The 12,129-nt window shown below is 61.2% G+C and carries 11 protein-coding genes; 4 read left to right on the top strand and 7 right to left on the bottom strand.

From position 1 onward, the window contains the following. Positions 1-128: 128 nt before the first annotated feature. The 4 genes from BJP07_RS01580 to BJP07_RS01565 all read right to left on the bottom strand — a co-directional run bounded on the left by BJP07_RS01580 (position 129) and on the right by BJP07_RS01565 (position 6,424). The gene (locus BJP07_RS01580; RefSeq protein WP_071565741.1) at positions 129-851 is read right to left on the bottom strand and encodes a hypothetical protein; all 723 of its coding nucleotides are present in this window, start codon (positions 849-851) and stop codon (positions 129-131) included. Positions 852-1,025: 174 nt separating this feature from the next. Beyond that, complete coding sequence (locus tag BJP07_RS01575) at positions 1,026-1,247, bottom strand: PspC domain-containing protein (protein ID WP_071565740.1); 222 nt, start codon at positions 1,245-1,247, stop codon at positions 1,026-1,028. A gap of 194 nt (positions 1,248-1,441) precedes the next feature. After that, entirely contained in the window at positions 1,442-4,528 is a 3,087-nt protein-coding gene (locus BJP07_RS01570) for a Cna B-type domain-containing protein (protein ID WP_218160237.1), read from the bottom strand. Between the two features lie 135 nt (positions 4,529-4,663). Next, positions 4,664-6,424, bottom strand: a complete 1,761-nt coding sequence (locus BJP07_RS01565) for an MFS transporter (protein WP_071565739.1) — start codon at positions 6,422-6,424, stop codon at positions 4,664-4,666. Between the two features lie 53 nt (positions 6,425-6,477). Here BJP07_RS01565 and BJP07_RS01560 point away from each other — a divergent pair, with 53 nt between their 5' ends. Beyond that, positions 6,478-6,879 carry a hypothetical protein gene (locus BJP07_RS01560; RefSeq protein WP_071565738.1) on the top strand — a complete coding sequence of 134 codons (402 nt, stop codon included), beginning with the start codon at positions 6,478-6,480 and terminating at the stop codon, positions 6,877-6,879. On the opposite strand, the gene BJP07_RS01555 is transcribed toward BJP07_RS01560, so the two are convergent. Genes BJP07_RS01555 through BJP07_RS01550 form a run of 3 tightly spaced genes read right to left on the bottom strand, consistent with a single transcriptional unit; the run spans position 6,839 to position 8,269 of the window. Then, entirely contained in the window at positions 6,839-7,582 is a 744-nt protein-coding gene (locus BJP07_RS01555) for a hypothetical protein (RefSeq protein ID WP_071565737.1), read from the bottom strand. The two genes, BJP07_RS01560 and BJP07_RS01555, sit on opposite strands and share 41 nt — an antisense overlap. Positions 7,583-7,592: 10 nt before the next feature. After that, entirely contained in the window at positions 7,593-7,733 is a 141-nt protein-coding gene (locus BJP07_RS11140) for a hypothetical protein (protein ID WP_177222494.1), read from the bottom strand. A 20-nt stretch (positions 7,734-7,753) separates the two neighbouring features. Beyond that, positions 7,754-8,269: a VanZ family protein gene (locus BJP07_RS01550; protein ID WP_071565736.1), complete on the bottom strand. Its 516-nt coding sequence runs from the start codon at positions 8,267-8,269 to the stop codon at positions 7,754-7,756. 427 nt (positions 8,270-8,696) lie between these two features. Between BJP07_RS01550 and BJP07_RS01545 the strand changes: the two genes are divergently transcribed. Genes BJP07_RS01545 through BJP07_RS01535 form a run of 3 tightly spaced genes read left to right on the top strand, consistent with a single transcriptional unit; the run spans position 8,697 to position 12,119 of the window. Next, positions 8,697-10,646 (top strand): glycosyltransferase, encoded by a 1,950-nt coding sequence (locus tag BJP07_RS01545; RefSeq protein WP_255365892.1) that lies wholly within the window; start codon positions 8,697-8,699, stop codon positions 10,644-10,646. Next, the gene (locus BJP07_RS01540) at positions 10,633-11,136 is read left to right on the top strand and encodes a phosphatase PAP2 family protein (protein ID WP_071565735.1); all 504 of its coding nucleotides are present in this window, start codon (positions 10,633-10,635) and stop codon (positions 11,134-11,136) included. The genes BJP07_RS01545 and BJP07_RS01540 overlap by 14 nt, the downstream gene beginning before the upstream one ends. Continuing rightward, positions 11,133-12,119, top strand: a complete 987-nt coding sequence (locus BJP07_RS01535) for a decaprenyl-phosphate phosphoribosyltransferase (protein WP_071565734.1) — start codon at positions 11,133-11,135, stop codon at positions 12,117-12,119. Before BJP07_RS01540 ends, BJP07_RS01535 begins: the two co-directional genes overlap by 4 nt. The last annotated feature ends 10 nt before the right edge of the window (positions 12,120-12,129 follow it).

Here is a 12,129-nt window from a genome sequence, read left to right as displayed (position 1 = left end):
TCTGCACTAGGAATGGTCAGCCCCGTCGACTTCGAAAACCACATTGGTCTAACCACCAGTAGAAAAGAAATAGCTGCCTAAACACTAGGTAGCCCCACTACGTGTCCACGATTTGCGGGCAACCCCAGTTATTCCTCAGTGGCTACGCGGGATTCGCTGCGCGTTGCTTGCTTCAGTAGGCGTGCGCGGATGCCTGCGCGGATAATCTCGAGAACGCAAGCGGCCTTGACGGCGGTGCATGCTTCATAGAGCATGTATGCCTCGAGCGGAAGTACGGCATAAAATATTTGCGCAGCTTGGATAATGACCACTGCGCCAACTAAGAATTTCCAATTCATCTCATAAAACACGAGCGTGGCCAGGGCGCACACGGCGCCTACCAAGATTGTCTCGGGGTACGGCCACGCATGGGCAGTAATGAGCCGCCACGCAGCGAGAATGAGAAAGGCTGCCGTGATCGCGCCGGGGATTGACAGCCTGCTCGTATCTTGGCGGAGCACGAACGAGGGATTGGTCTGCTCTATACGGGAAATGATGAGGACGTAGATTCCTGCGAGTAGTAACCCCGCTGGGAGTGGTATCCAGACGTGCATAAAGGATTCTGGGCTGGGGGCAAGGACTATGGGGACGATGATTGCGATGAGGCCCAGCAGGCCGCCAGCACTGGCAATAATTGAAAACTTCCGGGGTAGTGGCCGCAAGAGTAGCGCCGCTATTCCAAACACCAACGCCGAAAACGTCCCGAAGACGCTGATGATGCTCGCTAGTGGTGTCTCAGGCTCCGATGATGTATCAGGAAATTCGAGGAAGTAGTCGAGAAGAATGGCTAGTAACGGAAGGAAATGAAACATATCGGCGCCCCGCGAACTTGTCTGTCGTATGGTCGGAAAACCTAGCGGCATGGAGCTACTAAGAGATATGCCATAAATGTACGGGATTGCACCTGTACGTGCAGGATGTTGCCAATAGATTCGGGTGGGTGAGGGGGGCGCGGTACCTGGCACGCCGCCTCGTCTCTTGGCTGGTCACCCTGCAGGTTGCTCAGGTTCTGGAGGCTCAGGATTATCGTCGAGCGGATACAACAACCACTGGAGAATATAGGTGGCAATGATGGGCACGCCAAATAGTTGCGCTACTACGTACCACGAACGGATTGTTTCTGGTTTACGGCCGTAGCGTTCTGCGAGCCCTGCACAGACCCCTGCAATGACGCGTCCACGTGATGTCCTGTAGTAAGGCCTACGCATGTTATTCCCCTCAGACGAAGCGGCGGGTTGAAACCATTGCGTCAGAGTTTAACGGATGAGTACCCGCGCGGATATAGACAACGAAGGCTCCCACCTCTGGTGACGGGGAAGCCCTGGTCAACATAGACCAGTGGCCCTGGAGCTCACCAAGTTCCAGGGCCACTCATGCCAGGCGACTACGCACCTTCCTCAGCTTAGGACCGTTTGCGTCGGATAAGCACCAAACCCGATCCGATCAGTGCAAGTGCCAGCGCGACGGTCACACCCACATTCGCACCGGTACGAGCGAGTGACGGACGTGGATTATCCGGGGTCGCCGTTGTGGTCACCGTCGGCGGGGTCGCCGTCGTGGTTACCGTCGGTGGGGTTGCGGTAGTGGTCTTGGTCGTGGTCACCACGGGTGGAGTCGCCGTTGTGGTTGACGTCGTTGAGACGGTCGACGGCGTCGTTGTCGTGGTGGTCGCCGTTGTAGTCTTCGTCGTCGTTACCGCAGGCGGAGTAGTCGTAGTGATCACAGTCGGCGGTGTAGCAGTCGTCGTCACCGCGGGTGGGGTCGTTGTCACCGCGGGTGGAGTGGTTGTGGTGGTTGCCGTCGTGGTCTGCGTTGTCGTCACCACGGGCGGGGTTGTTGTCACGGCGGGCGGAGTCGTCGTGGTGGTTGCCGTCGTGGTCTGCGTTGTCGTTACCGCAGGCGGAGTAGTCGTTACGGCGGGTGGAGTGGTTGTGGTGGTTGCCGTCGTGGTCTGCGTCGTTGTTACCGCAGGCGGTGTCGTTGTCGTCGTCACCGGGGGCGGGGTCACCGTCGTTGTTACCGCGGGCGGGGTTGTTGTCGTCGTCACTGTTGTTGTTACTGGTGGCGGGATATGCGTGTTGTCGATGGTGAATCCGTCTTGTGCATTACCGTGAATAGACGTCATGAATCCAGCTACACCGATTTCCCTGAAGGAGTAGGTAAGCGGCGCCATGGTGCCGTCGCCACGCACATCCTTCGTTTCTGGAAGCCCCTCGAAAGTGTGCTTCCAGCCGTTCTCGGCATTGAGCATGATAGGTTCGCCCACCGGGGTTTTCGGCATACCTGCAGCTGACTCCAGCAGTTGCACCTGCACCGTTGATTTTGCAGATGGTGCGCTCAGCGTCAGGCCGTCCTTCGCGTTGCCTTCCATTGTGACGGTGCCGGTACTTTCGATGCCCTGCTCTTCAACCAAGTACTGGATCTCGACCTGTTTGCCGTCGACGGTCTTCGTCTTCGGCAGGTCGGTGAAGACGTACGTCCACTTGTTGTCAGCGTTGAGTTCGGCTGGCTGGCCAACATAGAACTTGGCGTCGCCAATTTTTCCAACAAGCTGGACCTTGATGGGAACCTTCTTATCTTCGGCGAGGTCCTTGCCAGCAGCGTCCTTCCACGCCTTGGTCACTTTCACCTGGGTGGTTCCGGGGGTACCGAAGCTGAGCCCGCCGTTTGAACCGACACCGGCACCGCGTGGTGCCGAGTTCCTCTGGATTTTCAGTTGTGCCCAGGACTTCGCCGCTTCTTTCGCCTCAGGGTCGACGATGGTTTTTAGACCTTCGTTCGAAATGGCGTCGCGGTAGTCCGCGTTATCGTCGGACTCCCTCCCAGAGCCGTCGAAGATCTGCTGTTTGCCCGGGTTTTCCGGGGAGAACCGGGTGCCATTCGACGACTGTGAACCATCCTTATAGTAGCTTGGTTCGCCGCCGCCGAGCATCCGCGGATTGATGCGGATACGGGCTTCGTGAGCAGATCCAAGGTTGTCATGTGCGAGATCGTCACCCCAGTGCGGGACCGACGAAGTGCGAGGGCTTTGGTTATCGAATATGGCCACGCCGTTCGTGACATACGTGATCAAGCTGCCTGTTGGGCAGAGCCAAATGCCGCCGCCGAAGGCAGCGAAGTTACCGGGGGCCACTTTGTTGTCGGTGATGAGGGTGTCCATGAAGTTGCCTGTGTACGACTTCGTTGCGACGTAGACGCCGCCGCCCTGATTGTCGGCACTGTTTCCCTCGATCAAGCCGGCATTGAGGTGTACGGCGTTCGAGATGACGTTGACACCACCGCCAGTGCGGGTAGTGCTGTTGTTAGTAATGCTGCCGCCGTTCATGGTGAAACCGGCGGGGGAAATCTTTGTCCACTCTTCAGGCCTACGTTCGCCGAAGTGCTTCTTCGTCCAGTTGCTGCCGTCTGAGTCGATCTCTTTCCAGGTGCGCGGGTCGCCGTTGATGTACATGTCCATCGCGTTGACACCGCCGCCGTTCGGTGCGAAGTTGCCGTCGATGGTGCCGCCATTCATAGTGACGTCCGCATTGCCGAAAATGTTAATGCCGCCGCCAGCAAAAGCTGCCTTTCCGTTGGTGATGGCGCCGTCGTTGAATTCCAGCGTGGAGCGTGTGTCCGACGTGTCGTCGCCAGGCTTCACGTTGCTTACGTCGAGCCAGTGGCTGACGTTGATGTTTCCGGCCCAACCCGTGTTTTCGGTGAGCGTGCCGCCGTTGATGGTCAGGTGGGCACCGCTGAAGACGCCGATGCCGCCGGCTTCGCCGTATGCGTAGGGGCTGTAGTGGGACAGGCCCTTGGAAATCTCACCGCCGTTCATCACCATGGTGGCGCCGTCGGTAAGTGCGACGTTCGCGGCGCCGAACTGGCTGCCTTCCTTGCGCTGGTTGTCGGTGATTTTTCCGTTGTTGAGTGTGAACTTTGCGTCCTTACCTTTGACAGTAACTGCGCCTTCGCCGATGCTGCTCATCTTTCGGGCACCCTTGATGGTGCCGGCGTTCATCACCAGCTCGCCTTCCACGGTGATAGTGGGGGAGAAGGAGCTGCCCTTCACCACGTTTTCGTATTGTGCACGCGAGTCAATAATGATCCCCTCGCCGTTGCCGGTGCCGTCAGAAAGGGTGAGTTTGCCACCCTTCTCAACGTGGATGAGGCTGCCGGTGAAGTCGCCGTCCTCGCGAGTGATGTTGGTGCTGGAGCTCCACTGGACAATGTTGGTGTCCACCAGCTCGATGTCTGCACCTGCCGGGATGACCAAGGTTTTGGTCACGAGGGTTTCGGTCCCGTTTCCGATCTCAATCCGGGTTGGTGTCGCACCTGCTTGGTTGATGAGCGCTTGCAGAGTGTCCGGCTCGCAGTACAGGATGCGTCCCTCGTCGTAGCACTTCTGGACCTGCCGCTCAGGGGGTGTTGGGGGTTCAGCTACCGCGGCTTTGGGGGAGACTAATCCCCCCCCATTATCAATAGAAGCACGGTAAATAAGGTTGCCCACAAAGTCGAAACAAATGTTGGGTGCTGTCGGCTGTTCACTTTTCTGCCTTTGCTTGGGTGCGGAGCCACCTCAAAGGGTGGCCAGCGAATTACTCATTTAATCCAATCCTACCCATTAGCAGAAAGTATTCGGTTTTCACTCCGACGGGGCGATGAACGTCGAGACGAGGTAGCGGTTGATGTCGGAACGGTTGATGATGCCTACGACGGTGATGACGGACTTGGTCGCGATGGAGGCGATCGGCCTGTCGAGGACGGCGGCGACGTCGGTGCCGAACTCTGTCGAGTCGTTGTGCGCGAGCAGCGCGTACGGAGTGGTGAAGGCTGGGACGGAGTCGCCGATCACGTTGAGTACGTCGCCGTCGGAGACGAAGCCCGCCAGCTTGCGGTTGGCGTCGAGGAGCGGTGCGCCGGAGATCCTCTTGTCGACGAACACGTGGAGGGCTTGGCGAATCGTGTCATTCGGGGACAGGGCGTAGATGTCTTCCTGCATGAGCTTCGCCACCAGCGTGTCGGAGACTCGGGACGCTGGGGACGCTGGGGACACAGGCTCCTGGGCAGGCGCGGTCGCGCGGGTGCCGGTCCACCCGAGCACCACCGCGATCAGCGCGAGCACGAACAGGACACCGCCGACGACGAGGAAGCCGCGGTTCGCGGCGACGTCGGCACCGTTGCCGGAGGCAACGAACGCGCCGTAGATACCGGTCGACAAAGCGGTGCCGACGCAGCCGGCGATCTGGAAGGACGTCGAAAAGATGGTGACGCCGTGTGGGGTCATCGCGCGCGGCAGCGACGACAGGGAGAACGATTGCACCGGGCCGATTGCCAGCGCTGAGCCGAGAATCGCGGGCATATACAGCACAGTGATGATCCACAGGGTGTCCTGGCCCATCGCCCACGACGCCGCCAGCGTGAACACGGCCATCAGAAGCATGCCCAGCGGGAGGATGAGCTTGGCACCTTTGGCGTCGTAGATCTTGCCTGCTACTGGCCCGAAGATGACCGCCAGCAGGATCGCCGGGAAGAGCACGAGCGACGCCTGCAAACCAGTCGTGCCTTGCACCGACTGCAGGTGCATCGGGATCAGGATGTTCATGGAGAACACAATGATCAGCGCAACAACGTTAATGATCACGCCCGCGGTGAACGGGAAGACCGACAACGGCGTGAGGTTGACGAGGGGGTCTGCGATAGCGTTTTGGCGCTTCACAAACAGTGCGAGCGCTACGATGCCCACGATCAGCGAGACGACGGCCGCCAGCTTCGCCGGGCCGAAGATCGTGGAAATGCCGTAGAGCATGCCTAACAGCGCGAGCGCCACCAGCGTTACCGACGGCACATCAAGCGTCGCCTTCACGTCGTCGGAGATGTTGTACACCGTAGCCAGGCCAACCAGGAACACGATGACCGCCAGGATAGTGAACGCCCAGCACAGGGCACGCCACGTCGAAAACTCCAAGATCATGCCTGAGGCCAAGATAGCCACCGAGGGGCCGAGCGTCGTCATCGCGCCCATCAGGCCCATGAACGTGCCAAGCTTGGGGCGCGGTACGACAGTCAGCGCGATCATCATGCCGACCGGCACCAACAGGCCAGTGCCAACAGATTGAAGCACGCGGCCAACCAGAAGCACCGCGAAGTTCGGGGCCGTCGAGGTGATGACGCCACCAACGATCCACGTGGACGTCATTGCAAGATACAGCGGCTTCGTATTGAAGCGGCGGATGAAGAAGCCGGCGGTAGGCGTCATGACGGCCGCGCCCAGCATGTATGCCGTGGCGAGCCACTGGACAGTCGAGACGCCAATGTTGAAGTCGGCCATGATGTTGGTGAAGCCGACGTTGAGGAACGTTTCATTAAACGTAGCGATAAACGCAGCAAGTGCCGCCGCAAACATAATGGGGAACCATTCCGAAGGGACAGGACGGCAAACCTCTGTACCATGTGCACATGGAACCTCGAAGCATTCTCCGGACGTACGCGACGGCGATGGTTGTGTGCCTCGCGCTAGATATAGGTACGCAGGTCCTGCTCGGCAACTCCGTGGACTTCATCGCCATGACCTTGGCCTCCGGCATCGTGGAGGCGGTCACCGTGCTGCTCGCGCTGGGCGGAGCGGCCTGGTTCACGCAAGCCGCGCGAGGGCGCGGCTACAGAAAGGCAATTGTGGCCGTGTGGGTTGCCGCGGTGTGCCTGGTGGTCGGGTGGGGTTCGATGGCGGCGGCACGATGGGAGGAATATCGGGCGGGGATGCCGCTGCCGATTATTAACCTTTGTGTGTTCCTTATTCCCGTCGGTACCGTGATGCTGCTTAGTACAGTCCGGCTGGGAGGGGGTCGATGGCGTCGATGACTGTTTGTCCGAATCCGACGCCGCTGAGTACCCCGACGAGGCGGGCCTTACCGCCGGGTTCCATGATGTAGGCGGGTGAGCCTGAATCCCCGGACGTTGCTGGGAGGAACGCGACGATCTCGCCGCTGTGCGGGTACACGTTGAATACGAAGCCGCAGGTGCGGCCGGTGCGGCTGCCGTCTTTGCAGATGAAGCTGCCGGGCCGGGCGGCGGTGACTGGCGCGCGTCCTGCAACTGGCCGGACGGGAAACACGCTCCGCCACGCGTTGATGAGTGGTGTGTCCACATTCAGGAGGCCGGTGGTCAGGCTGCCGCCGCGCATGGCGTGGGCGTAGCGCACATGGGGGTCGAGGCGGAACCAGCCGATGTCGTCCACTGGTTCGCCGATCACTTTGCCCCGTTCCACAAAGCCCGAGTCGGCCATGTTTGAGGCGATCGGCGTGCGGCCGTCGGAGGCAAGAACTCGAGTCACTCGTCCGCGCAGGCAGTGGCCTGCGGTGATGCCGTAGAGGGCGTCGCCACGCCGGGCGACGGTGGTCAGGCTGCACTGGTTCGTCGCACCATTTGCGTGCTGCAGCATGATGAAGTCTCCGGAGTAGACGTCTAGCGCAGAAGCGGGCGTTGCGGACGCGACGATGGCGGTCAGGGAGAAGAGCGTGGCGGCGGCGACGGCGCTGCAGGCACGTTTTACACGGTGAAGCATAGGAATCAACTTAGCGTTGCGCACCTTTAATAAGGAACACTACGCCTATGATCGCGCAGGCGGCGGCACTGATGGCGCCCGTCGAGCCTGCGATGAACATCACCGCGAACGCGGAGAGTAAAATTCCTGCCCCGCCAATCACAAAATCCATGGTTGCAAGGCTAGTGCATGTCAGTAGACTTCGGTGACCTTGGTGGGGTCGCCGAGGCGTTCGCCGGCGAGCATGAGACCGAGGAAGCAGAGCGGTACCGTGTAGCCCAGCACGATCCAAAAGCTGTGCAGTCGCGGGCCGCATGCGCGGGCGATGCCGACGCCCACCAGGGTGCCTACGGTGTTCATGAGGAGGTCGTCGATATCTGAATAGCCGAGCGCGAAGAGGTATTGTCCCGTTTCGACGGCCACACTCAGCCCGAACCCGAACAGGGCGGCCCAGCGGGCGTCGCGGAAGGCGACGTATGCGAGCACGCCGACGGGGATGAAGAAGGCAATGTTGCCGCCGTAGCCGAAGAGGGGCGCGAACCAGGATTGGGCGTCGTGAAGCTCGGCGAGGGGCTGTAACGAGAGGCCGCGGCGGCGTTGGTTGGCCGGGTCCCAGAGGTAGCCGATGCGGAAAAACGCTTTACACATTGTTAACGCAATGACGACGCAGCAGTAGGCGGCGAGTGCTCCGAGGGCTTTGCGGTTCATGGTTGCAACCTAGCACAGTTTCACACCAGTCACAGGGGTAACGAAGGGGGCGTCGAAAAGCTGCCGTGGCCTGCGGAAACGTAAAAGGAGGATAGTGGGTGAAAATAAATGCTTGACTTCCACCCACTAATTCTTTAAAGTGAACAGCAAGTTAACAAACGGTCAACAAAGTAAATGAAAACCGAAGGGAGAGTGTCATGAAGTTCCTCAAATACTTGCTCACGTACGATACGCGCACGATCCTTGAGGCGATCGACCGCGCATCGAACTAAAGCAGCGCGAACGCGAACTGGCGGGCACCAACGAGAGGGTTGGTGCCCGCCAGATTTTTATGCGCACCACGTATGAGAGCGCCGAACATGCACCGGCGGCTCTCAACGCACTACGCTTAGGGCGAAACTTGAATTAGGCACCGAAAGTGAGACCTGTGGAAACCACGACTGCAGTAGAAGTCCTTCAGCGAGTGCTGATGCCGAAGAAGGGCGAACCGCACGACGTCCGCATGCTGTACCTCATTGAGGCAGAGCAGAACAAGCAGCGCTTGACGTGGGCGGACCGGACGAGCGTATCCATCCCCGCCGGGGAGGAAGTTTCCTTCGAGACGTACTTCAACGCGTTCCCGGCATCCTATTGGCGGCGCTGGTCGCAGCTGGAAAACGTTGTGCTGGCGATGGAGGTTGAGGGGCAGGCGACTGTCTCCATCTACCGCTCGAAGTACGACGGCAAGCGCATCGCTGTCCAAAACGCCGAGGCGAGCGACGGCGTGCTGGAGGTCGTGCTGCCGCTGCGCAACTTCGAGGACGGCGGCTGGCTGTGGTTCGACGTCACGGCGGAGTCCGACACGACGATCCGCAACGCGGGCTGGTTCTCCGACAAGGAGCCTGCGGCCCAGACGATGCCGGACGGCAGCACTACCGGCCCGGAGCCGAAGCAGGTCGCGGTGGGTATCCCGACGTTCAATAGGCCTCGCGACGCCGTCAACGCCCTGCACGCGCTGGCAGAGGACCCCTTTGTGCTCGAATCGATCTCCGATGTGCTGATGCCTGACCAGGGCGATCAGCACCCGGCGGACCTGCCGGACTTCAAGGAGGCGGAGAAGAACCTGCAGGGCAAGCTGCAGATCTTCCGCCAGGGCAACCTAGGTGGCTCGGGCGGCTACGGCCGCATCATGTACGAGGCGCTGCGCACCACGGACGCCCCATACATCCTCTACATGGACGACGACATCGCCATCGAACCGGATTCGATCCTGCGCGCGGTGCAGGCCGCCCGCTACGCGAAGGCCCCGATCCTGGTCGGTGGCCAGATGTTGAACCTGCAGGACCGGTCGCAGTTGCGGACGACGGGAGAGGCCGTCGATAAGGATGTGTTCATGTTCCGCGCCGCGGAGCACGCGGTGTACGACCACGACTTTGCCAAGTACCCGCTGGGCTACCTGGGCACCGAAGAGGAGGAGCTGGACCCGCGCAAGACGACGTCGCGTGCCCTGCACCGCCGCGTCGATGTGGACTACAACGGCTGGTGGATGAACCTCTTCCCGCGCGCCGTCACGAAGAAGCTTGGGCTGCCGATGCCGCTGTTCATCAAGTGGGACGACAACGAGTACGCCCTGCGCGCCAAGCAGGCCGGCTTCCCGACGGTCACGTGGCCGGGCGTCGCCATCTGGCACATGGCCTGGGCCGATAAGGACGACGCCATCGACTGGCAGGCGTACTTCCACATGCGCAACCGCCTCATCGTCGCCTCACTGTACGGCCCGGAGGCCCCGGACGCGATGCTGAAGAACATGCTGAAGTCCACCTACAAGCACATCATGTGCATGGAGTACTCCACCATGGCCATCCAGCTGGAAGCCATGAAGGACTTCCTCGCCGGGCCGGACCAACTCTTCGACATCCTTGAGACCTCACTGCCGCGCATCCAGAAGATCCGCGCCAACTACGACGACGCCAAGGTCCTCGCCTCCGCAACCGAGCTGCCCGCGCCGACGGGCGCGCCGGGCGTGCCCACCAAGAACATCGGCGGGCGTCTGGCCAAGCTAAAGAAGATCCCGTGGGCAGTCAAGGCGCTGCGCCACCAGTTCACCCAGGAGAACCAGGAGCACTGGGAGGCACCGCAGCTCAACCTCACCGCGGAGGAGGCCCGCTGGTTCACGCTGGCCCGCCTCGACTCGGCGACGGTGGCCACGGCGGGAGGCACGGGTGTAGCGTTCCGCAAGCGCAACAAGGCGCTTGCCGACGACCTGCTGCGCGAAACCAAGGCGCTGCAGGAAGAGATCAAGGAGCGCTGGCAGGAGCTGCGCCAGCAGTACGCAGCCGCGAAACCGGCGCTGACCAGCGCAGAGAACTGGGGGAAGGTGTTCGATGAGCAAGCGTGAAGCTGATATCCTCGTCGCGATCCAGAACGCGGCGTACTCCCCGGCGGCAGTCAAGGCTGCCAGGGGTTTGAGCCACTTCGGCGAGCACGACCTTGGCTGGTTGGCCGTCGCGGGGCTCGGGGCGGGCGTCGATACAAAGAGGCGCTCGAAGTGGCTGGCGCTGGGCGTGGGCACGTTCGTGGCGCACGCGGCGAGCGTCGTCGTGAAGCGGATTGTGCGCCGCCCAAGGCCGCATGACCCTCGCGTGAACATTGGCGTGGCCACCCCGTCGAAACTCTCGTTCCCGAGCTCGCATGCGACGAACACGGGCGCGGCCGCGGTACACCTGATGGACATCACGGGCAAGAAGTGGCCGCTGCTGCTGGTGCCAGTGATGATGTTCTCCCGCAACCTCCTTGGCGTCCACTACCCGACGGATACTATTGTCGGTGCTTTGCTCGGCGCCGGGTGCGCCAAAGCGACGATCGAGGTGGAAAGGCAGCTGAAGTGAGCAACACGCAACCGCACGAACCCTTTTTGAAGCCGGAGCCCCACACCGAGGGCGTCGACTACCAGCAGGTCCGCGTCCCGCCTAAGAATCTTCCCGATGCGATGGTGAAGGGCCTTCGCCCGAAGCAGTGGGTGAAGAACGTCCTGGTGTTGGCGGCTCCGCTGGCGGCGGGAACGGAGGCCTGGACCTCCCACACCGCGCTGGATGTGCTGTTGGCGTTCGTGGTGTTCTGCTTCGGCGCCTCCTCTATTTACCTGGTCAACGACGCCCGCGACGTGGACAGTGACCGTCAGCACCCGACGAAGCGCTTCCGCCCGATCGCCTCGGGCATGCTGCCGATCAACCTCGCCTACGCCATGGCGGTGGTGCTCATCCTCGCCGCGCTTGGCCTTTCTTTCTTTGCGACGGACGGCTTCGCCCTCTCCCTCGTCATCGGCATCTATATTGCGCTGCAACTGGGCTACTGCTTCGGCTGGAAGCACATCCCGGTGATTGACATCGCGCTGGTGTCGTCCGGGTTCATGCTGCGCACCATGGCCGGTGGTGTGGCGGCGAACATTGAACTGTCGCAGTGGTTCTTGCTGGTCGCGGCGTTCGGTTCGCTGTTCATGGCTTCCGGGAAGCGCTACGCGGAGCTGCTGCTGGCGGAGGAAACGGGCGCGAAGATCCGCAAGGCCCTGGAGGGCTACACCGCCACCTACCTGCGTTTCGTGTGGACGCTGTCCGCCACCGCTGTGGTGATGAGCTACGCCCTGTGGGGCTTCCAGCTCTCCAACGCGGTCGAGGGCGCGGCTGCGGTGTGGTATCAGATTTCGATGGTGCCGTTCGTCATCGCGATCCTGCGCTACGCCGCCAAGGTCGACGGTGGTCACGGCGGCGCGCCTGACGAGATTGCCCTGGAAGACCGCGTGCTGCAGATGCTGGCCGCGGCCTGGATCCTGTGCATTGTGCTGGCAGTTTACGTGGTGCCAGCGCTGGCTTAGTAACATTGGC

Source organism: Corynebacterium sp. NML130628 (assembly GCF_001875665.1).
Taxonomy (GTDB): Bacteria; Actinomycetota; Actinomycetes; order Mycobacteriales; family Mycobacteriaceae; genus Corynebacterium.
This window is presented reverse-complemented; position numbering and strand designations above follow the sequence as displayed.

Excerpts from the sequence above, each read along its gene's own strand:
- BJP07_RS01575 (WP_071565740.1), bottom strand. The coding sequence starts at position 1,247 with ATGCGTAGGCCTTACTACAGGACATCACGTGGACGCGTCATTGCAGGG.
- BJP07_RS01580 (WP_071565741.1), bottom strand. The coding sequence starts at position 851 with ATGTTTCATTTCCTTCCGTTACTAGCCATTCTTCTCGACTACTTCCTC.
- BJP07_RS01560 (WP_071565738.1), top strand. The coding sequence starts at position 6,478 with ATGGAACCTCGAAGCATTCTCCGGACGTACGCGACGGCGATGGTTGTG.
- BJP07_RS11140 (WP_177222494.1), bottom strand. The coding sequence starts at position 7,733 with ATGGATTTTGTGATTGGCGGGGCAGGAATTTTACTCTCCGCGTTCGCG.
- BJP07_RS01565 (WP_071565739.1), bottom strand. The coding sequence starts at position 6,424 with ATGTTTGCGGCGGCACTTGCTGCGTTTATCGCTACGTTTAATGAAACG.
- BJP07_RS01550 (WP_071565736.1), bottom strand. The coding sequence starts at position 8,269 with ATGAACCGCAAAGCCCTCGGAGCACTCGCCGCCTACTGCTGCGTCGTC.
- BJP07_RS01540 (WP_071565735.1), top strand. The coding sequence starts at position 10,633 with ATGAGCAAGCGTGAAGCTGATATCCTCGTCGCGATCCAGAACGCGGCG.
- BJP07_RS01555 (WP_071565737.1), bottom strand. The coding sequence starts at position 7,582 with ATGCTTCACCGTGTAAAACGTGCCTGCAGCGCCGTCGCCGCCGCCACG.